The sequence below is a fragment of the Enterococcus sp. AZ062 genome, assembly GCF_051715065.1.
GTDB classification, from domain to species: domain Bacteria; phylum Bacillota; class Bacilli; order Lactobacillales; family Enterococcaceae; genus Enterococcus_B; species Enterococcus_B mundtii.
The window spans coordinates 643506-666704 of the sequence record NZ_JBIOTB010000001.1 but is presented as its reverse complement, the minus strand read 5'-3'; the positions used below and the strand labels follow the sequence as shown (position 1 = coordinate 666704).

The 23199-nt window shown below is 39.2% G+C and carries 24 protein-coding genes; 2 read left to right on the top strand and 22 right to left on the bottom strand.

The features are described 5' to 3' along the window. Position 1: 1 nt before the first annotated feature. From IGJ00_RS03105 to IGJ00_RS03080, 6 genes are all read right to left on the bottom strand, one after another. Positions 2 to 1234 carry an ABC transporter permease gene (locus IGJ00_RS03105; RefSeq protein ID WP_065095711.1) on the bottom strand — a complete coding sequence of 411 codons (1233 nt, stop codon included), beginning with the start codon at positions 1232 to 1234 and terminating at the stop codon, positions 2 to 4. A 6-nt stretch (positions 1235 to 1240) separates the two neighbouring features. Next, complete coding sequence (locus IGJ00_RS03100; protein WP_019723145.1) at positions 1241 to 1924, bottom strand: ABC transporter ATP-binding protein; 684 nt, start codon at positions 1922 to 1924, stop codon at positions 1241 to 1243. Next, complete coding sequence (locus IGJ00_RS03095) at positions 1911 to 3164, bottom strand: efflux RND transporter periplasmic adaptor subunit (protein ID WP_065095710.1); 1254 nt, start codon at positions 3162 to 3164, stop codon at positions 1911 to 1913. Before IGJ00_RS03095 ends, IGJ00_RS03100 begins: the two co-directional genes overlap by 14 nt. 60 nt (positions 3165 to 3224) lie before the next feature. Then, a complete protein-coding gene (locus IGJ00_RS03090; protein ID WP_019723147.1) occupies positions 3225 to 3455 on the bottom strand; it encodes a hypothetical protein in 231 nt (76 codons plus the stop codon). Between the two features lie 234 nt (positions 3456 to 3689). Beyond that, a complete protein-coding gene (locus IGJ00_RS03085) occupies positions 3690 to 4049 on the bottom strand; it encodes an MmcQ/YjbR family DNA-binding protein (protein WP_104776619.1) in 360 nt (119 codons plus the stop codon). Between the two features lie 130 nt (positions 4050 to 4179). After that, complete coding sequence (locus tag IGJ00_RS03080; RefSeq protein ID WP_438844115.1) at positions 4180 to 4806, bottom strand: pentapeptide repeat-containing protein; 627 nt, start codon at positions 4804 to 4806, stop codon at positions 4180 to 4182. Between the two features lie 231 nt (positions 4807 to 5037). Between IGJ00_RS03080 and IGJ00_RS03075 the strand changes: the two genes are divergently transcribed. Continuing rightward, positions 5038 to 5214, top strand: a complete 177-nt coding sequence (locus IGJ00_RS03075; RefSeq protein ID WP_438844114.1) for a hypothetical protein — start codon at positions 5038 to 5040, stop codon at positions 5212 to 5214. 129 nt (positions 5215 to 5343) lie between these two features. Here IGJ00_RS03075 and fucO read toward each other — a convergent pair whose 3' ends face one another. Genes fucO through IGJ00_RS03035 form a run of 8 tightly spaced genes read right to left on the bottom strand, consistent with a single transcriptional unit; the run spans position 5344 to position 14594 of the window. After that, complete coding sequence (fucO, locus tag IGJ00_RS03070; RefSeq protein WP_438844113.1) at positions 5344 to 6498, bottom strand: lactaldehyde reductase; 1155 nt, start codon at positions 6496 to 6498, stop codon at positions 5344 to 5346. A gap of 40 nt (positions 6499 to 6538) precedes the next feature. Next, on the bottom strand, positions 6539 to 8323 hold the full coding sequence (locus IGJ00_RS03065; protein WP_115357333.1) for an L-fucose isomerase: 1785 nt from the start codon (positions 8321 to 8323) through the stop codon (positions 6539 to 6541). An 18-nt stretch (positions 8324 to 8341) separates the two neighbouring features. Continuing rightward, positions 8342 to 9433, bottom strand: coding sequence for an ABC transporter substrate-binding protein (locus IGJ00_RS03060; protein WP_438844112.1), 1092 nt, complete (start codon positions 9431 to 9433; stop codon positions 8342 to 8344). A 46-nt stretch (positions 9434 to 9479) separates the two neighbouring features. Further along, positions 9480 to 10487 (bottom strand): ABC transporter permease, encoded by a 1008-nt coding sequence (locus IGJ00_RS03055; protein ID WP_438844111.1) that lies wholly within the window; start codon positions 10485 to 10487, stop codon positions 9480 to 9482. Further along, positions 10488 to 11987 (bottom strand): sugar ABC transporter ATP-binding protein, encoded by a 1500-nt coding sequence (locus tag IGJ00_RS03050; RefSeq protein ID WP_438844110.1) that lies wholly within the window; start codon positions 11985 to 11987, stop codon positions 10488 to 10490. 20 nt (positions 11988 to 12007) lie between these two features. Then, positions 12008 to 12424: an RbsD/FucU family protein gene (locus IGJ00_RS03045; RefSeq protein ID WP_115357331.1), complete on the bottom strand. Its 417-nt coding sequence runs from the start codon at positions 12422 to 12424 to the stop codon at positions 12008 to 12010. After that, positions 12417 to 13889, bottom strand: a complete 1473-nt coding sequence (locus IGJ00_RS03040; RefSeq protein ID WP_438844109.1) for a rhamnulokinase — start codon at positions 13887 to 13889, stop codon at positions 12417 to 12419. Before IGJ00_RS03040 ends, IGJ00_RS03045 begins: the two co-directional genes overlap by 8 nt. A gap of 18 nt (positions 13890 to 13907) precedes the next feature. Next, the gene (locus tag IGJ00_RS03035) at positions 13908 to 14594 is read right to left on the bottom strand and encodes a class II aldolase/adducin family protein (RefSeq protein WP_271553150.1); all 687 of its coding nucleotides are present in this window, start codon (positions 14592 to 14594) and stop codon (positions 13908 to 13910) included. Between the two features lie 182 nt (positions 14595 to 14776). On the opposite strand from IGJ00_RS03035, the gene IGJ00_RS03030 reads away from it, so the two are divergent. Beyond that, positions 14777 to 15550: a DeoR/GlpR family DNA-binding transcription regulator gene (locus IGJ00_RS03030; protein WP_438844108.1), complete on the top strand. Its 774-nt coding sequence runs from the start codon at positions 14777 to 14779 to the stop codon at positions 15548 to 15550. Between the two features lie 109 nt (positions 15551 to 15659). Here IGJ00_RS03030 and IGJ00_RS03025 read toward each other — a convergent pair whose 3' ends face one another. The 8 genes from IGJ00_RS03025 to IGJ00_RS02990 all read right to left on the bottom strand — a co-directional run bounded on the left by IGJ00_RS03025 (position 15660) and on the right by IGJ00_RS02990 (position 22226). Continuing rightward, on the bottom strand, positions 15660 to 15806 hold the full coding sequence (locus tag IGJ00_RS03025; RefSeq protein WP_185953861.1) for a hypothetical protein: 147 nt from the start codon (positions 15804 to 15806) through the stop codon (positions 15660 to 15662). A 114-nt stretch (positions 15807 to 15920) separates the two neighbouring features. Next, positions 15921 to 16697, bottom strand: a complete 777-nt coding sequence (locus IGJ00_RS03020) for a DeoR/GlpR family DNA-binding transcription regulator (protein ID WP_071866721.1) — start codon at positions 16695 to 16697, stop codon at positions 15921 to 15923. Between the two features lie 68 nt (positions 16698 to 16765). After that, positions 16766 to 17812, bottom strand: coding sequence for an alcohol dehydrogenase catalytic domain-containing protein (locus IGJ00_RS03015; RefSeq protein ID WP_438844107.1), 1047 nt, complete (start codon positions 17810 to 17812; stop codon positions 16766 to 16768). After that, the gene (locus IGJ00_RS03010) at positions 17813 to 18835 is read right to left on the bottom strand and encodes a Gfo/Idh/MocA family oxidoreductase (RefSeq protein ID WP_438844106.1); all 1023 of its coding nucleotides are present in this window, start codon (positions 18833 to 18835) and stop codon (positions 17813 to 17815) included. Positions 18836 to 18843: 8 nt separating this feature from the next. After that, positions 18844 to 20220, bottom strand: coding sequence for a PTS fructose transporter subunit IIC (locus IGJ00_RS03005; protein ID WP_438844105.1), 1377 nt, complete (start codon positions 20218 to 20220; stop codon positions 18844 to 18846). A 15-nt stretch (positions 20221 to 20235) separates the two neighbouring features. After that, entirely contained in the window at positions 20236 to 20682 is a 447-nt protein-coding gene (locus tag IGJ00_RS03000; RefSeq protein WP_195514077.1) for a PTS sugar transporter subunit IIA, read from the bottom strand. Beyond that, positions 20682 to 21365 (bottom strand): deoxyribose-phosphate aldolase, encoded by a 684-nt coding sequence (gene deoC, locus IGJ00_RS02995; protein WP_071866717.1) that lies wholly within the window; start codon positions 21363 to 21365, stop codon positions 20682 to 20684. Before deoC ends, IGJ00_RS03000 begins: the two co-directional genes overlap by 1 nt. A 477-nt stretch (positions 21366 to 21842) precedes the next feature. Further along, positions 21843 to 22226 carry a DUF7006 family protein gene (locus IGJ00_RS02990; protein ID WP_019724361.1) on the bottom strand — a complete coding sequence of 128 codons (384 nt, stop codon included), beginning with the start codon at positions 22224 to 22226 and terminating at the stop codon, positions 21843 to 21845. Positions 22227 to 23199: the final 973 nt, after the last annotated feature.

The following is a 23199-nucleotide window of genomic DNA, read 5'->3' as shown; positions in this document are numbered from 1 at the left end:
CTTATTCAAAGCGTAATGCCTCGATAGGGTTTAATTTCGATGCTTTCATCGCCGGTAATAGACCAAATATCACACCCATCAGGGAACAAAATACTAAGCTAACGACAATGGAAATCACGGATACGATATAAGGATAATCCAGTGATAGCGTAATGGCATAGCCACTTAACAAACCAACAAGCACACCTAGTACCCCACCAATCAAAGTCAGGACGACCGCTTCTACTAAAAATTGTTTTAAAATTACTTTTCTTCTTGCGCCGAGTGCTTTCTTTATTCCGATTTCTTTCGTTCTTTCCGTGACAGAGACCAACATGATATTCATCACACCGATTCCACCCACTAATAACGAGATACTTGCTATACCAGACAAAAGAATAAAACTTGACTGGTTCATTCGTTCCAATTCTCTGGCAAATTCTTTCTGATTCATCACTCCGTACTCATAATCAGATGGCGGGATCTGTTGATTGAGGATCTCTGCAGCTTTTTCTGCAGCGCCTTGTAATTGATCGGTATTATTTGTTTGGATCGTGACAAGAGGAACAATATCCAACTCATCAGATAGTTTATGCGCTTGCTGTAAAGGAACATAAGCTCTTTTCTCAAAGCTAAATAGATTACTACTATTGGGATCTAACTGAAATACACCTTGAACTTTGAATGGCACCCCATTCACTTCAACAAACTGTCCGATCCCTTCTTCATTTGGAAATAATTCGTCATACAAGGAATCTTCCAGAAAAATTGCTTGTTGTTGCTCTTTGAATGCTTGGGCAGTAAATCCTTCCCCTTTGATGAAGTTTAACTGCTCCAAATCCTGAACAGAAGAAGTGACAGCAGAAACTTTGGCGTCGGTCCCTTTGGCTTTCCTGTAGATTTTCCCATCCTTTTGATAAGACAAACCACTTGCTATGACCTCTGGTATCTCATTGACTTTTTTTAGGACATCCTCGTCTAAAAATGGAAAATATAACGGTTTTTTCTCTTCCTTTTCAGATAGGATTCCATCTGACATAGTGTTCTGTTGAAAAGCACTTTTTCTGTCATATTGGATATTCATCGTATTATTGTTACTACCAATCATTTCTCGTTTCATTTTTTCGGTGTTTCCTCCGATGATGCTGAAAATCGAAATAATGGCAGCAATCCCAATGATGACACCTAGCATAGTCAATACCGAACGCATTTTATGAGCAAAAATCGATTGTAAGGCAAATCTGATTTCTTCCATTCTCGATCACCTCACTTCATTTTGTTCGTCGCTGATTATTTGACCATCTCGTAAAGTGATCGTTCGCTGACATAACGCTGCGATTTCCGGCTCATGGGTAATTAGAATAATTGTTTTTCCTGCTTGGTGGAATTCCTTAAAAAGGTCCATGATTTGGCTACTGGTTTTTGTATCAAGTGCCCCTGTTGGCTCATCCCCTAAAACAAAACTAGGGTTAGTCACTAAAGCTCTCGCAATTGCGACACGTTGCTTTTGTCCTCCTGATAATTCCATCGGTTTGAAGTCACTTCGATCTTCTAACCCTACTAATTGCAACATATCCAAAGCACGCTTACGCCGCTCTTTTTTATTGACTTTTTTATACGTTAATGGCATTTCCACATTTTGCGAAACGGTTAATTTTGGCATGAGATTGAAATTCTGGAAAACAAAGCCGATTTTTGCATTACGAAAATCAGCCAATGAATTGTCCGCTAACGTTTTGACATCCGTTCCTTCAACGATATAATCCCCTGATGTAGCTGTATCCAGACAACCAATGATATTCATCAACGTCGACTTTCCTGACCCCGATGGCCCCATGATTGCGACCAGTTCTCCTTCATTGATTTGCAAAGAGATATCTTTAAGGACTTTTAGTTCTTTGCCGCCTTGCCAATATGACTTCTGAATGTTGTTAAGCGTCAACACTTGCACCAACCTCCATTCCCTCGACCATTCCTGTTTGAGGCAAAGCAAGCTGATCTTCAACAGTCAATCCTTCGACTATTTCTGCGAGTTCATTATCCATCGGATTTACCTTTACTTCATGCTCTTTGATCCGACCATTTTCTACTTTCCATACATAATATTTTCCATCTTTTTCCATGAGGTATCTTTGGTTGATGATCACTTTTCCTGACACAAAATCTTTCGGTAAAACATTGACATACACATTGGAACCAATCAGTGGCATTTCTTCTTTTGGATCGATCTTAACTTTATAAGGAAACTTAGACAAATTAGGGTTTTCTTCTTTTTGGTCCTCTTGTTTTGCATCATTCGTTAAGTTCGCTACTTGTACAATGTTTCCTTGCCAAGTGTTCGCTTGATCTTTACGATCCATGATTTCTACTCGCTGATCGACAGCGACTTTTTCACGATCAAACTCGGTGACTTGGCCATCAACGTATAAGTTCGAATCATCAAGGATCTCCATAAAGTTTTCTTCTTTTTGACGCTCTTTTGATTGATTGATTAAGTCACGATTCAATGATTTGATTCTTCCTGGGTGATCAGCTGTCACTGTGTCTTCATTCAGTCGTTCTTTTTCACTTTCGTGAAGTAATTGGGCTTTTCGCAATTCTGTTTCGGCATTCTTCACTTCATTGTCGCCAGCAATAGCTTCTGCATGTAGACCAGTGATTTCTCCTTCTAATGCTTTGATCGTACTTTGTAACTCTTCGGATTTTTCCTTCGCATAATCTTGTCTTGCTTTTCCAAGCTCTGCTACTTTTTGGTTATGTGCTGTCCATTTTTGATTTGCAGTCACTCGTGCTTGTTCTACTGCTCTCACTTTGATTTCTACGTCCATTTCAGCTTCCTCAACTTTTCTCTGTTGATCCGTTTGGTATGTAAACAAAGGTTGCCCTTTTTCTACGACATCTCCTTCATTTACCAGAATATCTTTCACTGTTCCTCGTTCTGGATCAATTTTGATTTTGTTGCTATTATTTGGCATGACTTTTCCTGCTAAAATCAAATTCGCCGCTTTCACCTCATCAATAAGGGATTTGACAGACCGGGCTTCAATATTTGTTTCTGAATTTTCTTCTTTTGTTTTCCCACTAGAAGCAACTATACTGATTGCACCAACCACTAGTAAAACGGTGACGACTGCTACTGGCAAATACCATTTTCGGTTGAATTTTTTTCTTTTTTTAGGCTTCATGTACCTACTCCTTCATTCAGATTAGTCATAAAAAAGCGCTTATGACATCCTGTCCACTACTTAATCCTCGTCTTTTTCCGACACTTGTTCATCAAACTCTTGAACAATCGTTCCATTATCCAAAACTTTTTCCGTCCCTTCCTTTCCATCAATGGTTACTTTTCGTTCACTTTTTACTTTTGGTATCTCTGACTCACTCGTATCTTTAGTCTCTGAACTGCATGCTGCTAAAAGACCGATAGAACATACTAATACCAGATAACCTTTATACTTTGTTCCTTTTTTCATCATAAAAAACCATCCTCTTCTATTTGTTTTAGTTATGTTTCTCTTGTTATATTTACTATCATACATAACAGACCTATTCTCTTTCTAAAGCTAATCTGTTTTTTGTGTAATTTTTTTGGTAATTTTTTTTGAACAAAAAGATAGCGCTTAAATTTCAAAAAAAAAAAAAACAATCCAAGTGATCGTTGGATTGCTTTTGGCTAAATTGAGATATTCTGCTATTATTTTGATTTTTTATTAACCATTTGTTAAATCATAACTCTCTTTCAGCAGATAAAAGAGTTGCTTTTCTGCGACTGCACCATTCAAAGCTACACTTATCCAATGGTTTTTATTCATATGATAAGCAGGATAATAGCCTTTACTCTTTTTCAGGATGGAGATGATTTCTGGATCTGCTTTGACATTGACGAGGGGGACTTGACCTTCGCCTTCTATACCTAATTTGTCTTTTTCAACAGATACGATCAAACCAAACCATTTACCTGTTGATTGATGGCGGAACACGATATAGTCTGGAAATTTTCCAAAAGGATGATCGATTTGGACAGCTTCCAAGGTAGCAGCAAAATCGACAAGTTTATCTGTCAAATCCATCGGTAAGTTCTCCTTTCTGCCAATAAACTAAACTGAGTGGTCATGAAACAATTTAACTATGCTCTAGGTTAATTCTAGGATGTATTCGATCAGATTGACTAATTTCTTAACATTGTTCGTTCTGTTTTATCTACTCAATCACCAACCCCAAACCCGCCGCAATAATGATCGCTTGTTCTTGATTGACGATCAGTCCTCGAAGTAGCTCCATAGATAGATTGATTTGAGAAAATGTATTCGTTGTAAAATCTAATCCTTTCAGTGGCGTATTGACCCAATTTGAGCCTGAAAGGTCATTGTTTTCTACTACTAGATCTTTCCAATTGCTATCGAAAAAATCAGTATTTTTCAATTGATTGTCCCTAAATCGAACGAACTTCATATTCGTGTAGCTAAAAGAAGACAGGTTTGCTACACACTCTTCGAAAACACAATCACGCAAGAAGCTGTCTGAGAAATTGGTTCCGGTCAATTTGCATTGCTTGAAATGCACACGATGAAAGCTTGCACCAAACCATTCTAAATTTGAGAAATCACACTTCTCAAAAATGACATCGCTACATTCAAACCGCTCCAACCGAGATTTTTGCATCGCTAATTTTTTGATATGGCTATTTTTCAATACGATATTGCGAGAACTAAGATAACTTTGATCTTCCCCTTCAGAAAAAATACCTGAAAAGGTTGTTTCATCTTCTAGGTAGAAGGGACTTTCAACTAGTTCTGGTAGCTCTGGAGAAGCAATTTTCTTTGCCATACATTCAGCTCCTTTTTATCTGTTTGTTTTACTATCCTTATCATAACAGAATAAATAAAAGATAACGTGATTTATTTCATAGATAAACTTGCTTTTACTCGTATCTCCTGATGAGCGATTTAGCTTTGATCCTTGTAGGAATTTGACAATGAAATAGCTTTCACCGTACACTATAGTTAACTAGTATTTTATTGTTTAAATAGGATATGTATCTTTCAGGAGGCTTTTATTTTGACTAATTATCATTCCAAACCATTCACATTCCTACGCTTGGCGTTATACACCCTTTGCAGTTTAAATCTATACTACCAATTCATTACAAATTCGATCTTTACTTGGGCGCTTTATTTGCTTGCAATGGGATTTGTAGCTTATGACATGTATGATATGATCAAGAACCGGAAATAATGGATCATCTAAAAGATTATTTTATAAATATAAAAGAATCAAGCTAAACTGGAATGTTTTAGCTTGATTCTTTTACTTTGTATTGGTGTACTAAAGTGCTTGATTGTTTATACTTTTCCCTTTTAGAAGTTACATCAAACGCTTATACAGTTCAATGATTTCTGGTACTGAGGTATCTCGTGGATTTCCTGGTGTACATACATCTCGAAACGCATCTTCTGCAATACTTGGTAGATCTTCGATTTTTACACCTAGTTCTGAAATCGTTGCAGGTATGCCAACATCTTTACTCAGTTGAGCGATTGCTTTGCAGGCTACATCACGTGCCTCTGACAAGCTCATTTCAGCTGCTGTTGGAATCACCAACGCTTTAGCGATTTCTCGATATTTTTCACCTGTAAATTTCTTATTGTACCGCATGATCGTTGGTAGTAATGTCGCACAGGCAACACCATGAGGTATATTGTACCAAGCGGACAATGGATGCGCCATACCGTGGACTAGGCCTAACCCAACATTAGAGAATCCCATTCCTGCAATGTATTGACCTAAAGCCATTTCTTCACGAGCTTCTATTTCACCGGCGACTGAATGACGCAACGAGCGCCCAATGATTTCGATTGCTTTGAGGTGAAGCATATCGCTCATCTCCCAAGCGCCTTTTGTAATCAATCCTTCAATGGCATGAGTCATCGCATCCATTCCTGTTGCTGCTGCCAATTCTTTAGGCATGCCCATCATCAAGTCACTATCCACAAAAGCAACCAGTGGAATATCATGAGGGTCGACACACACGAATTTGCGGTGATTTTCTTCATCTGTGATCACGTAATTGATCGTCACTTCTGCTGCTGTGCCAGAAGTGGTTGGAACAGCAAAAATAGGTAAAGAAGGATTTTTGGTGTTCGCAACACCTTCTAAACTGAGCACATCTGAAAATTCAGGATTCGTGATGATCATACCGATTGCTTTGGCTGTATCGATCGGTGATCCCCCACCGATTGCAATGATACAGTCAGCAGTTGTCTTTTTGACGAATGCTACCCCTTGCTTCACGTTTTCGATGGTTGGATTTGGAATGATCCCATCATAAATTTGATACTCGATTCCTTCGTTGTCCAATAGTTCAGTTACCTTTGTTGCAACCCCAAACTTGACAAGATTTTTATCAGTTACGATTACTGCTTTTGTGAACCCTCTATTCTTGAATTCTATAGGGATTTGAGCAATAGCACCTTTACCAAAATAAGAGGTTTCATTTAAGATCATACGATTCACTGTCATTTGTTTCATCCTTTCGTTCGTTCATGGGATTTTTTTCACTCTATTTATATAGCGGTCCGAAATACTCACAGGCACGATAATCAGCACTTTCAAGATCTTTTGTACCAAAACCACTAAAGACATGTGGTCTGAAAATTCGGTCTTCAGAAACATTATGCAAGGCAACTGGAATGTGTAACATACTTGCCAGTGTGATCAATTCATCGCCGATATGACCATGTACTGTTGCACAGTGATTCGATCCCCAATGGTTCATGACTTCATACACTGTTTCAAATCCTGGTAAACCTAAAATCGGTGCAAACCAAGTAGTCGGCCATGTTTTATCTGTTCGTTCATCTAAAATATGATGGATCTCTTCATCTAACACACAGGTATATCCTTCTGCGATTTGCAGTGCTGGGCCGACACCATCTACAATATTGAGTCGGATCATGGTAACTGGCATTTCTGCATTCGTTCTGAAGTGGGAGGAAAAACCGCCACCACGGAAATACTCATAATTTGCTCGACACCAATCTGTTGCTTTTAAACAACTATCGATATCTTCTTGTGTCATGTTCCAGAATTCTTTCATCGTTCCATTGCCTTTTTCATCTTTAGCTGCGGCTGTTCCATCTAAGGCAGATGCACCTGAATTGATCAAATGAAGAATACCATTCCTAGCATGACCAGTTAATGTTTTGCCAGTTGTCTTCTCCACAGATTCTGGACTCCAGTAGGTTCGAACATCTGAAAAAATAGGCGATTTGTTTGTCAATAGTGTCCCAAATAGCATAGAAGCTGCGTTCAATGTATCATTTTCAGTTGCAAAAGCTGTCACGGGTCGCGGACCGTTCCAGTCAAAAGTCGAAGCCATGATTGCTTCAGTGAAATCTCCATTCGGTAGCCAATCTGTCCACTGACGCTGACCTTGGAAGCCTCCTGCGATCGCATCACGTCCTCGGGCTTCTTCCTCCCATCCGAGTTCTGCTAAGTTTTCATTCCCAAACATGATATCGCGAATGATGATTGCTTGTTTAGCAATAAATTCCCAATCTTGATCCGCTGGTACGACTTTAGATTTTGTGATGATCTCTGGGAATTTTTTGCCTTCGTTGATATCGATTCCTTCTTGGCAATTCTCTTTGATCCAATCCAATGCTTTTTTGTATTCTTCTGGATCATAGATCTCAAGCGTTATCCGACGTAGGATTTCTGTCATATCTACAAATTCGATCGGCATGCCTAAATATTCTGTGAAAAATTTGCTATCCACTTGTGAACCGGCGATCCCCATACAAGATGAACCGATATTCACGTATGATTTGCCCTTCATTTGACCGACAGCAAATGCGCCACGTGCGAACGATAGGATTTTACGTTTCACGTCTAGCGGAATGGTGTTGTCATCTAATTCTTGGACATCATGACCATAGATCTTAAATGCTGGGTAGCCTTTTTGTGCATATCCTGACATCGCGGCAGCAAGATAGACTGCTCCTGGTCTTTCTGTCCCGTTAAAGCCCCAAATCGCTTTGATCGTATCTGATTCCAGATCCATCGTTTCCGTTCCATAACACCAACTTGGCGTCACAGATAATGTCGCTATGATGTTCTCTTTCGAAAATTGGTCACGTACTTTTCCTGCATCTCCGCGCCCACCAATTGTCCGATCTGCAATCACACATTGTACGGGGGTTCCGTCGGCATAATACAAACTACTCTCAATCAATCGCTTTGCTTCTTGCGCCATGGTCATTGTTTTTTCTTCTAAGGATTCTCTGACTCCTCCTTGGCGTCCATCAATCACTGGTCTAATACCGATTTTAGGATAATTCTTCATATGATCTATTCCTCCTATTTATTGATAAAGTAATTCTTGGATCTCTTGAGAATCAATATTGTCTTTGTTGTACCATTCCACACCGGTATCGACATCACTTGCTGGCTCTCCTTTGGCAGCTTTTACTGCTAAGGACACTGCCTCATAACCTATCTTTACAGGGTTTTGTGTGACTGATCCGTAAAACCGCTCATTTCGAATCGCATCTTGTTGCAATGCTCCCGAATCAAAGCCAATGGCAATCACTTTATCTTCTGTGATGCCAATGCGTCCACCTAGTCCATCATCCGCATTGATGATTGATTTTGCGCCATATTCATTCGAGCCGTAAACACAGATGATGTCCGATTTCTCAAGTAATGCTTGCGCCTCTGTTTTTCCGGCAGCATCGGTTACTTCAGCTGGCACGCGTAATTCGATCACTACTTTTGCATCCTTTTCTTGGATGTCATTTCTAAATTTATCATGCCCAGTCACAGCAACATTTCCTTGACCCACCTCACTATCCGCTTCTAGCAATTCGACCATCTTATCAATAAATCCACCCGTTCTTTGTGAGATCGAAAGTGAATTCACTTCTTGAGAAACAATGCCGATTCGAGAGACATCATTTGCCGCAATTCGATCTTTGATTGCTTCATACGCATGTTCTGCGGCAATCGCACCAGCCTTATAATTGTCAGTGGCCGCGGTCGCCTTCACTGCGCCATCTGGTGCATCAGGAACACCTGAGTCAAAACCAATGATTGGGATCCCTTTACTTTGTGCTTGTTGTATCGCATCCAATTGCGCATTGGTATCTAACGCTGCTAATGCAATGGCTCCTGGATTTTTATTGATCGAATTATTCAACATCTCAAGTTGTTCTGCAATAGCTGTTTCATCCTTTGGTCCAACAAAGTTCATCCGAACCCCATGTTCATCTGCTGCTTGTTGGGCACCAGACTGTACCGCTTTCCAAAAATCATGTTGAAAGCCTTTGGCAACAACTTCGATCACCGTACCATCGCCTGAATTTCCAGTGTCAGATGCGCTGTCCCCATTACTACAACCAATGATCCCAAATAAAACACTTACTCCTAGAACGAAACTCCACATACGTTTTTTCAATTTGATTCCCTCCAAACGTTTTTTGTTCTAAAAAATAGATATTCGATTATTTTGCTTTCTTGCGATTCCGATAGATATCGACATAAACGGCAAGTATCACAACAAATCCAGTGATAAAAATTTGGTAATGAGGCTGTAGATCAAGATAAGGTAAACCAATTTTTAACACAGTCATGATGAATACACCGATCATCGTTCCTAAAATCGAACCGACCCCACCACTTAATGAAGTCCCGCCAACTACTACTGCCGCAATCCCATCCATCTCAAATCCCGCGCCTGCTCCTGGCATGATCGTGGTGTATGTTGCGGCATAAGCAATGGCTGCAAGTCCTGCAAAGAAACCGGCAATCACATACGCGGTTGCTTCACTTCGGACAATGTTCACTCCTGATAAGCGAGTTGCTTCACTATTACTCCCTATTGCAAAGATATATCGACCGATTTTTGTCTTATTTAAAACGATTGCTGCAATAATGCCCATAACGAGTAATAAGATGACACCAGTCGGGAAATTATTTCCCGTCCGAAAAATCGACTTGTACCAACCATCCCCACTATCTCGTAATGGGAATGTCTCGGTTTGGACATTTGAAAGAATCGAACTTAATCCCCGCGTGATCATCATCGTTCCTAGAGTAGCGATAAAAGCTGGTAACTTTAGTTTCGCCACCAATAGACCATTCAACAGACCGAATGTCGTAGCCATTGCAATGATGGCTACTAAGGCGAGCCACAGCGGAGCGCTAAAACGGTTATAGATGACACCTCCTGTTATCGCTGCACACATCATATTCGTACCAATCGACAGATCGATTCCTCCAGTGATGATGACGAATGTTACCCCTAAAGCTAAAAATCCAACGTAATAAGAGGCGTCTAATATACTGGTCAATGTGTTGCTCGTACGAAAAGCTGGACTCATAAAAGCAAAGAATCCATAAATCAAAAATAAGACGATCAAAATGATCAATTGCTGCAATCCGATACGACCAATGATCGATTTTAGCCAACTATTTTTTTGAGATGGTACATTTTCTAGTTGATTTTCCATCTAAACAACTTCCTCTCTCAATGTTGCATAATATAGAATCTTTTCTTGTGTTGCTTCCGATATTGCCAATTCAGCTGTTTTCTTACCTTCACACATGACAATGACTCGATCGCTCATTCGCAAGATCTCTGTCAATTCAGAAGAGATCATGATGATCGATTTACCCATTTTCGTTAACTCTGTCATTAACTCATAAATATCACTCTTGGCGCCCACATCGATCCCTCGTGTTGGTTCATCAAAAATCAGAATGTCACTGTCTTGTTCCAACCATTTTGCAATGACGACTTTTTGTTGGTTTCCTCCAGATAGATTGCGAATCAGTTGTTTGCCTGAGTGTGTTTTGATCTGTAGAGATTTGATATATTTTTGACTTTCTTGTTCAATCGATCGATCATCGATCAATGCACCACGAACATACTTATCTAAATCGGTCATGACAATATTATCTGCCACAGACATACCAACGATCACTCCATATTGTTTTCTGTCTTCTGATAGATAACCGACGCCATGTGCCACTGCATCTTTTGGCTCTTGGATCTCAACTTTTTCTCCATGGATAAAAATTTCTCCATTGTCTCGTGTATCGGCTCCGAAGATCAGTCTGGCCATTTCCGTACGTCCGGCTCCCATCAGTCCAGAAAAACCAAGAATTTCTCCTTTTTTCAACTGGAAGTTCAAGTCTTTTACACGCTTTCCGATGCTCAAGTTTTTAACTTCAAGTACCGTTTCGGCATAATCCGGTATCTCAGAATGAGATTTGGGATCTTCATAAATGACGCGGCCGACCATCATATTGATGATCTCGTCCTTTGTAGAAGATTTGGTGTCGATCGTCCCGATGTATTCGCCATCTCGCATAACCGTTACTCGATCAGTGATTTGTTTAATCTCATCCATCCGATGAGAAATGTATACGATTCCAATTTGACGTTTTTTTAGATCATCGATGATTTTAAACAGTTCTTTTATTTCTGAATCAGTAAGGGCCGCTGTTGGCTCATCAAAAACAACGATTTTCGCATTCATTGAGATTGCTTTGGCAATTTCTACCATCTGCATTTTTCCTACGGTTAGATTTCCAACCTTCTCTTTTGGATCGATATCCATATTCAGCCGATCGAACAAAGCTTGCGTCTGTTTGTTTATTTCATCATCATTCGTAAAAAAACCTCTCATTGATTCTCTACCGATAAATACATTTTGCGCAACTGTCAGATGATTGATCATGTTCAACTCTTGATGAACGATGACCACTCCGGCATCCATTGATTCCTTTGGACTTTTGAATGCCACTTCTTTTCCATCGTAAACGATCGAGCCAGTATCTTTCCCATGAATTCCTGTTAAAATCTTCATGAGTGTCGATTTGCCAGCGCCATTTTCCCCCATCAATGCGTGAACTTCTCCTTTTTTCAAATGGAGTGCCGCATTTTTTAACGCTTGCACAGGACCAAAGTTCTTGGAAACATCTTTCATATCTAATATCGTCTCCATATTATCCCCGCTTCCTAAAATTATTTCACAACGCCTTTCTTCAAAAGAATATTTGCATAGATTGCTTCTTCCCCAGTTGCGACGATGGCATACGCTTGTTTTCCTCTCTCGTAAAAGGCCTGTCGTTCGATTGATTCAATCGATACGCCTTGATCAAGAAGCGCCTTATACTCCTCCCAAATCGCAGGTTTAGTCTCATCACCTTTAGCTACAGCCATCAATGCTACTGGCTGTTCGACGTATTGATCCAAAGGAAATAATTCTAAGATGCTTTTCAAGAGTTCTGGCATCGGTAGCCCATCACAGCGTATGAGTTTTTTTGCATTGGAAGCAGCTGGATAGTTTCCGTCAGCAAGAACAATCTCATCTCCATGACCCATCTCCATCAGAACTTTGACTAACTCTGGTGATAAATTTTTAGGAATATTTTTAAGCATTTGCTTTCTCCCCCGATTTTAAAAGTTGTTGATACTTAGAAAACTGTTTATCCCATTCCCTTTTTTTGGTACTCGGAAAATAGGATTTGACCGCTATCAATTCTTTTATCCACTCTCTCACTTCCTTCACATCTTTAAATACGCCTTCTGCCAATAATTGCACCGAAATATTTCCAATAGCAGTTGCTTCCACTGGACCTGCGCTTACTCGCATATTGGAAGCATCCGCCACCATTTGACAAAGGATTTCAGCCTGGGAACCACCACCGACGATATTGACCGTATCAAACTCTTTTCCAGCAGCATCGATGATTTCTAAAATACAATACTTGTATTTCATTGCTAAACTTTCATAGACGCACCTCACCAATTCGCCATCTGTTTGCGGAATCCCTTGCTTCGTCTTTGCAGCATAGTGTTGGATTCGCTGGATCATATTTCCAGGAGCAACAAATGTCAGATCATCCGTATCGATCAAACATTTAAATTCCGATGCATCATCCGCCAAATTGGCAAGTTCAGAATAGGAATACACCCGACCTAATTCTGCTAAATTTCGTTTCACTTCTTGAATGATCCAGAGTCCAGTACAATTTTTTAGAAAACGCGTCGTGTGGTTGATTCCAGCTTCATTTGTTAAATTATAGTTATATGCCTTTTCGTTGATGATCGGTCTAGCTAATTCTGTACCGACCAACGACCAGGTTCCGCAAGAGATAAACAGAAATTCTTGGTTACAAGGTACACTAACTACTGCACTAGCGGTATCATGACCACAGACATTCACCACTTTTATTGGTGGTAATCCTAGATCTTTTTTTATCATTCCTAAAGGCTTCCCGGAAGATACCAATGGTGGAAATATGCTCTCCGAAAAAGCAAATGATTCTAGCACTTTCTCATCCCAACGACCAGTCCTCGGGTTGACTAATTGGGAAGTTGAGGCAATACTTCGTTCTGCAACTATTTTCCCAGTGAGTAAATAGTTGAATAAATCAGGCATAAACAAAATAGTCGCCACTTGATCAAACTCCGGATTGTTTTGCCATTCTGCTAACAGCTGATAAAGCGAATTGATCTCCATCATTTGGTTCCCCGTTTGTTGATAAATATCTTTGAGTGGCATATACTTCTCGGCCTCCGCCAGAATTCCCTGCGTTCGAGGATCACGGTAGTTCACTGGTCGTTTGATCAATTGACCCGCGCGATCCAATAAGCCAAAATCGACGCCCCATGTATCGATTCCTAAACTATCGATCGAATATTCATCTGTTGCTCGTCGAATGCCTATTTTTATTTGTTCAAATAAATAATCAATATCCCAGTAAAGCGTGCCATTTTCTTCCAAAGGATAGTTTGGGAATCGATGGATTTCTTTTAATGTCAATCTACCGTCTTCGTAAATACCAATGATGGCACGCCCAGACGATGCGCCAAAATCAAAAGCGAGTACATTTTTCTTCAACGCTCTTCCCTTTCTTTCTCAGCTATATTTTTTATATCCAGGATGCTTGCCGGTCACACCATAATTCTTTCTCATTTCAAATAGCTTTTGTAGTTTATCTTGTGGAATCTCAGCTTCTGCTTTACCGCCCAAAAGCATTCTTGCATGAAAAGAAGTTTTAGCAACTAACTCCAAAGTTTCCATACGATAATATGCAGTGATCACATCTGAGCCCATCGCTAATGCCCCATGATTTTCGAGTAACAATACATCATGCTCAGGTAAATAGGGGGTAATCGCTTCTGGCACTTCCTCAGTCGAAGGAGTCCCAAATGGCGTGATTGGCACGGAACCAATAACAATCGCATTCTCAATCAAAGAATACGTATCTAATGGGATTTGAGCTAAGGCAAACGCTGTTGCTACAGGAGGATGGGCATGAACGACTGAGCCAACATCTTCTCTTTCTTGATATACGCGTAAGTGCATTTTGATTTCGCTTGAAGGCTTGTAGTCACCATTTGCTTCTAAAACTTCTCCCTTACGATTGATTTTGATCAACTTGTCCGGTGTAATAAAACTTTTACTAATGCCAGTTGGCGTACAGATAAAGATGTCATCAGCTAATTTTGCTGAAACATTCCCATCATTGGCTGCTACCCAACCCAGGTGCCACATCTTGTTACATACATCACAAATCTGTTGTTTTACTAATTCTTCATTCATCATTGACCTCCATGATTTTATTTGTTACCGTTTACAACACCATTATAGTTGCTATCATTTGTTTGTGATGATTTAAACCGAAGATTGATTTTTTATCATTATTTTCGTTCTTTTTTATTCAGATATGTTCAAAAGTGTTCAAGCACATGCTATACTCGACTAAACCAAAAGGAGGCGCTTACATGGAATCGGAATTAAGGTTGAATGATATCATGGAGTTTCTGAGCAAAAAAAAACAAGCTTCAAATAAAGATCTCTGCCAACATCTACACTGTAGTATTTCTACACTTAGGAGAGATTTATTGAAACTAGAAGAACGTGGTGCGATCAAGCGTACTCACGGCGGAGCCATTTTAACGAAAACAACGAATACCGAATTTTCCCACATCATACGAGAAGCCTCGAACATCAAAGAAAAACAGATCATCGCTGATTTAGCTCAAGATTTTATTGCCCCCGGTATGTGTATTTTTTTAGATTCGAGTAGTACCGTCCAACAGCTTGTGCCATTATTGAAAACAATCCCAAATTTAGTGGTGATTACAAATGGATTAAAAATCGCTTTGGATTTAAGTGAAGGGAAAAGTGAAGCATTGAAGGTTTTTATTATTGGTGGAGAAGTCAAAATAAATTCAAGTGCAGTCATCAGTAACTCGTATGAATCGCTCTTTGATTCTTTTCAATTTGACTTAGCATTTTTTTCATGCAGAGGATTAGATCGAGAAGGTGTTTATGAAGCAAGCTTCAGTCAAGCACAAGTAAAAAAAGAAATGATGAAACAATCGAAACAAACCATTCTTCTGATTGACTATACGAAATTTGGTTCCAGTCACTTCTTTAAAATTGGTGATTTCCTTGATTATAACGCTTTAGTTACAAATTGTGAGCCTAGCAAAAATTACTTAGCTACTTTTGATGATCATGGCTTGGATATCGTTTTTCCTTATCAAAATTAATGTTTGCTTCTAGCACACTTTTTTATACGATTTAAGAAATGAGAGTGGGTTGGTGGTACAGTCTTATCAGTTTGTGGTGGGAGAAAGTTCCTCCTTCTCCCACCCTTTTTTAAACTAATGCCACAGCTTCTGCTCTTTGACCTCTAACCGATTGCTTGTCAGTAAACTGTTCATTCGTGCGTTCATCAAGTGTTTGCGTCCAGAAAGATTTTTTGTATTGTCTATCTTGGCTAACGAATAAGACACTTACAAGCACCAACTCCTACGCAAAATAAGACGGCAGCCAAAAAATTGAACAAGCAATTTTCATGGACATCGTCTTATTTTAGTCAGATACTTCCGGAATGAGCACTTCGTTCCAGTATCCTTTCTATACGATCAATAAATTGATCCCTAGTGCGTTGATTTCATTTTGCTGTTCTTGCGTAATATGGGCATCCGTGACTAAATAATCACAGTCTTCAGGTTTCGCAAATTGCTTGAAACTGCGTTGATTGATCTTACTCGAGTCACTTAATACGATTTTTATGCGCCCAATATTGATCAAACTTTTCTTCATTTCTGCTGTTTCGTAATTAGGAGTTGAGTATCCATAATCTTTATCAAAAGAAGTGGTCCCCAAAATAACTTTATCTACGGAAAATCCAGCCAACCCAAGTGCTACGGAACTTCCTGACACATAAGGATAGCCATTTCGAATCGTCCCACCGATCACTTGTACTTGATAATTTGTTTTTTCACTTAATAACAAGGCAATCTCAAGATCATAAGTCAAGATCGTTAACTGTTTCAATGGACTAGTGATCAATTTTTCGACGAATGCACGGCAAGATGTTCCTGTATCAATCGCCAAGATGTCATTTTCTTCAATCAATTGAACCGCCTGTTCAGCAATTTTGTATTTTTCACTTGTCAACTCACGACTTTTCGGAATAATTTCAACACTTCGCTGAAATTCTCGTTTAATGACCCCACCGTGCGTACGTGTCACTAGACCTTCATTTTCAAGTTCTCGCAAGTCATTACGAATCGTTGACCCAGTCACATTGAAAAATTCTACAAGTTCTGAGACTTGCATTCGCTTTTTCTCATTGACCATATTTACGATTGATTGCTTTCTTTCTTCTGCATACAATTGATCGTCCATCTTTTATCACCTTTTTTTGTTTTGTTTCATTATAAAAGAAAATGAAAATGTAAGCAATAAAACGCCATTTACTCCTTGAAGATAATTACATTTTTTAGACCAACAGCATTCTTTGCATTTTCCAATGCTGAATCGAAGTCATCAATGGAATAGCGACTCGTAATCAACTCTTTTAGCGGGATACGACCATTCGCAACTAGCTGTGCAGAGGTTCGATAACTTATGAGACTAGCACGTGTACAACCAAAAACCCGTAACTGTTTATAGTGAAGGATATTCGTATTCAATTTCACTTCTTCTTTTTCCTTAGGTAATCCACCAAAAAACAGACACCGACCATTCATTGCCATATAGCTAAAACTTGCTTCTTGCGCTTGTGGAGCTGGTGCAGCAATAATACATAGATCGACTCCTTGATTGTTTGTTTCAGCAAATATTTTTTCTTTTAAGTTCTCAGACGTTAATGTCACAAGATCTGGGATGATCTTCTTCGCATCTGCTAAACGATCCTCTGATAGATCGTTCATCATGACTTTACTCGCACCTCTTGCTCGGACTAACTGCGCGTGCATGATCCCAATTGGTCCAGAGCCGATGATCAACACATTATCCCCTGGATTGTTCCCAGCAATCTCTTGTCCGTTGAATACACAACTGAATGGCTCAATCAGCGCTGCCTCTTCATAAGATAATCCATCAGGAATCAACGAGATATTTCCTTGACGTACTGCTTTTTCTGGAATCACTAAATATTCTGCAAAACCACCTGGAAGATTGATCCCAAATGCTTCATAAGTTTCACATAAATGTGTGTACCCGCGGACACATTGATCACAGATCCCACAGCCCATATTTGGTGCAATCGCTACGCGCATTCCTTTTTTGTAAAATTCCACAGATGCGCCTACCTCAATGATATCCCCCGAAATTTCGTGTCCCAAAGTCAATGGAGTTGTCTCGCTTGCTGTTGGATAGCCATTTTTATACATCCGAATATCGGTCCCACAGATCGAAGCTGCTCTGACCTTTACTAACACTTCTTTCTCCGTTATCTCTGGTCTGGGTATTTCATTTATTTGGATATTTTCTTTCCCTAATAATTGGACCGCTTTCATCTATTCTTTCACCTCTACAATTCTATTTTCTAACAGTGACGTCAACCCTGCGTTTACCAGTCGTACTGCCATCAATCCATCATAGCCTGTACATTGAGGTAGCGTGTCATTCAAAATACAATCAACAAAGGCTTGATCTTCTGCTACATAAGCTTCTCTGAAAAGATACATCCAACTGTGCATCGTCGGTCGTGTCAGCTGTTGATTATTAGTTGCCACTACGATAGTGTGCTTTCCTTGATCTCCGACTAATATGCTTCCTTTTGTGCCAAGGATCTCCGTCCGTGCATCATAACCATATTGAACATATTGTGCGCCATCGATCAATCCAAGTTTTCCATCTTTGAAGCGTAAATTCATTGCTACTGTGTCATAATAATCAGGAAATTCAGCTTTCACTTCTGGCGAACGATAGTTGCCGCCATTCGCATAGATACTGCTCACTTCACTACCAGTCAGCCAACGTAACGTGTCAAAATCGTGACTATTGACCTCCCCAATCGGTCCATTACTTTGGTGGATATCATACATCCATGGTTTTGGTTCACTTGGTCCATGAGTCAAAGATTTTACCAATACGATTTCTCCAATGGCCCCGGAATCGACTACTTTTTTTGCCTCTAGAAAGCTCGCATCGAAACGACGCATGAAGCCAACTTGCAATTTCACCCGATTTTCCTCTGCTGCTTGTATGATCGCCAAACATTCAGCTTCGTTCATTGCTAACGGTTTTTCACATAGAATGTGCTTTTTTGCAGCCGCAGCTGCCAAAGCAATCTCCTTGTGATAGCTAGTTGGTGTAACGATCACAACTGCGTCTATCTCGGGATTTTGCATCGCCTCCCGATAATCTTCATAAATATATGGGCAATCCACTTCTTTTTGAGCTGACGCTAAGCTTTCCTTTGAGGGATCACATAGAGCGATCAATTTTGCATTTTCCACTCGTCGTGCAAAATTTTTGCCATGGATCATCCCGGCTCTACCTGTGCCTATCAAACATACTCGAATCATTTCTTTCATCCTGATCATTACCCCTTAGTCGCTTGTTGTTTCTGCGAGAATACTTTTACAGCTGTTATCAAAAATCCACTGACGATCGTGCCAATTGCTAACGCTAATACATATAATAGAACATTCTCCACTGCTCCCGGAATCAAGAAGACGAAGAAACCGCCATGAGGAACCGCGATCCCACACTGAAAAATCATGGACAACGCTCCAGCAACCGCAGATCCGACTGTCACTGATACCAGTACACGTAGCGGGTCTGCTGCCGCAAAAGGAATGGCTCCTTCAGAGATAAAAGATAACCCCAAGACCCACGCTGATTTCCCAGCTTCACGTTCTTCCTTACTATATAAGTTTTTCCCTAAAATAGTTGAAGAGAGAGCCATCGCTAGTGGTGGTACCATGCCAGAAACCATGACTGCTGCCATGACTATGCTTGTTTCTCCAACACCTAAGTTTGTCAATGAAGCAACGCCAAAGAAATATGCAGCTTTTCCGATCGGACCTGCCAGATCAATTGCCATCATGCCGCCCAAGAGCAATCCAAGCAGCACTGAATTCATACCTGATAAACTATTCAACCAATTGGTAATTCCTTCATTAAGGGCTGTGATTGGGATACCTACGACAAACTTCATGATAAGCCCGACAAAAAGGACCGAGATAACTGGTAGGATCAACACTGGTAGTAATCCAGAAAGCGCAGGTGGTAATTTAAGAATTTTCTTCAACCAATAAACTGTATACCCTGCTAAAAATCCTCCCAATAATGCACCCAAAAATCCCGCATTCATTGTCGAAGCGATCATTCCTGCCGCCATTCCCGGAACAAGCCCTGGACGATCAGCGATCGAGAAAGCGATATACCCGCCCAAAACAGGCCACATCAAGCCCATGGTTATCCCGCCTAGCTCATTGATCGATGAAGCTAACTCACCTTCAGCATTGATACCGCCAAATGCAAAAGCTAATGCGATACATATCCCGCCGGCGACGACAAACGGGATCATATAAGAAACGCCGGTCATTAGGTGACTATAAACTCCGCTTTTTTCTGCCTTGGCTTCCGATTTTACCTCTGTCCCATTTGAATAGATAGCGGCGTTCAACGCACGATCAAGTAAATCATCTGGGTGATTGATTGCTTCTGTCACATCTACTTCCAATAAACGCTTGCCATTGAAACGATCTTTATTTACTGAAGTACTTGCTGCAATCACAACAGCATCTGCTTCAGCGATCTCTTGCTCGGTCAAAACATTTTCTGCTCCAATCGATCCTTGTGTTTCTACCTTCATTTCAATCTGTCGTTTTTTGGCAGCTATTTCTAAGTTCTCAGCTGCCATATACGTATGTGCAATGCCAGTCGAACAAGAAGTAATTCCCACGATTTTCATTTTCCCAGCCCCTTTCTATTCAAAAATCTGATAGATTTCTTCTACATCAGTGACAGCCATCAACTTTTGGCGCACGTCCTCATGCATTAGTTTACGAGATAATTTACTTAAAATTCTTAGATGCTCATCATTGGACGTTTCGGGTACAGCAATCAAGAACATCAGATGAACAGGTTTTCCATCCATTGAATCGTACGTGATCCCTGCTTGGCTTCGCCCAAATCCCAACGCAGGTTCAGTCACGGCAGCACTCTTTCCATGAGGAATCGCTATACCAAAGCCAATCCCTGTCGTACTTTCTTCTTCTCTTTTCATGACCGCATCAAAGTAAACGCTATCATTTCTTACTACACCTTTTTTGACAAAAGTGGTTGAAAGCTCATTGATTGCCGCTTCCTTTTCTGTTGCTTTCAACTCAAAATTTACAAAAGCCGATTTTAATAGATCTCGAATTTCCGTCATCAATCTGCTCCTTCTAACTGTTTATATTCTTCGATGATCTTGATACCAGCGCTTGTTCCTAAACGTTCAGCCCCTGCTTCTACCATCTGAAGTGCTGTATCTAAGTTACGTATCCCTCCTGCAGCTTTCACTTTCACTGTTTCACCGACCACTTTTTTCATTAACCGTATATCTTCTACTGTTGCACCTCCTGTACCAAACCCTGTTGATGTTTTGACAAAATCAGGCTTTACTTCCTTAGCAATTTCACAAACGGCTATTTTTTCCTGATCTGTTAAATAGCAATTTTCTAAAATGACTTTACTAATGATGCTACCTTCACGAGCAGTATTGACAATCGCTTTCATTTCTTCACGAATATAGTCGCTATCTCCTTCTTTTAACTTACCGATATTGATGACATAATCGATTTCGTCTGCACCATTTTTGATTGCGTCCTCTACTTCAAAAACTTTTGTCTCAATTGTTGTTTGCCCTAATGGAAAACCAATCGCAGCGCCCACATGCACATCGCTATCTCGTAAATAATTACGACACATCGCTACAGGATAAGAATTGATCGCAACCATTTTAAATCCGTAGTTATCCGCTTCTTTACAAAGCTGTTCAAATTCTTCTTTTTGAGCACCAGCCTTCAATAATGTGTGATCTACCATGTTCGCTAATGTTTTTAACTCGATCATTTGCTTGCTCCATTCTTTATTTATTTTCACTTACGCTTATATGCTATCATTTAATTTTAAATTGTCAATATATAAAAGCAAATAAAAATATTAGATTAATCAATTTCGTTTTTTTAATCTTTCAATTTAAAACAAAAAAATCCCTAGACGATAGACCCCTGAAAAAACTGTCAGTGGATTCTATCATCTAGGGAATGTTGTTATATGATCAATGAAAATGATGGTTATAGCTATCTATGGTTACAAAATGATTGGAATAATGAAGGATCTCTAGTCACAGAGGTCGAGGCAAGCTAAGGGAACAGAAGTAACCTCTACTTATTTCTCGAGATTAACCATTTCTGTCCCGCTCTTTGTTCTTTTACTTGCGATTGGCACACCTTTGTTAACCGTTTGTTTAGTTTTCTCTGTCATGACGTACATCTTTTTGTACCAAAATAATTCATTTAGCTTTTTATCAATGAATCTCAAGCTCCCTCAAGATTCACTAAGATAAATCAACTGCCAAGGTACTGAGTGATTCATGTCAAGACCTGTTAGTTCTCTGTAAAAACATTTTTTATCTTTGGCGATCATTGAAATGATTTCTGATTCTGTCATCCCTAATTCTTCACATAAACTTTTGTTTGTACTTTTGATCAATTCTAATAGGATCTGTAGCTGTGCATCAATATCTAATAATATTGCTAATTTCAGAAAAAGAGTGGCATCTGTTTGCTGATAAGTCATTAGGAATTTTGTTCGTAAATCAAGATAAAATTCAAACATTTCTGGATGTTTACTGATAAAAGAATGATTGATTACTCTCTGATCATAATAGGCCAAGTATTCTTCAGGCGTTTCAATTCTTTTCGTTTCCATTCACTCCCTCCTTAAAACATTAAAAACCACATTAATGTTTCTTTTAAGATTTATTTGTCAGATTCACCAAATTTAATTACGCTTACATTTTGATACTTCACTCAAGAAAATAATTACAAAAAAATATATCTTTCTTCACAGATTATTTTTATATTTACTCATTAATGAAAGTAACAGATTCTATATTTGATGTGTTCCATAATAACATTTAATGCAGAGAACATCTTACTAGATCCAAATCAGTTTTTCCCATTACTTAAAATTGTTTATGTGAGACTACCTTAAGAACAAGCCTCTTTCGTCGCAATAATTAATAAACAAATTGAACTAATAACACGCCTAATTTCTAACTTCTTCATGCAATTTTACAGTATTCAAATAATACTTCAATTGAATAATTTCATAGTTTTCTGAAATTTATCGATTGTTGTCATTAAGTTATTTTAATATAGTTATTAGGTAATATTAATTATCAATCTGAAAGCGATTTGTTTTTTAACCTTACGCTAGTGCAAAAGTGGATTGCTAAAAAAAAATAGAAAGGACGAATATCCGTAATGAATGGTATTAGTAGCTCGTTTATCTACTGAACACTTTGAACCACTATCAAAAACTGATCATAGAAGTAAAACCAACTCATTTGATACTGATTAAAATAACCATGTAAAATTGAACGCTCCAATAAGCAAATAAAAAACGTTAACCTTTCACTCAAAAGATAACATAAGCTACTTTTAATTTATATGAATGTCCACTACTCAATTTGAACATTACTCTCATATTCAACATGTAAGAAACTTAGATTTAATGAGTTCCTAACTAAATGAATACTATGATAAAAGCAATTCTCCTTTACTCTTTTATTAAAAATATACATCTGAAAATATTCTAACTTTTTTTGAATTTCTATCTCACTTGTTAACAAATAAGAAATTGGAAAATTCCAAAAATATATCTTTAACTTTCGCAATGG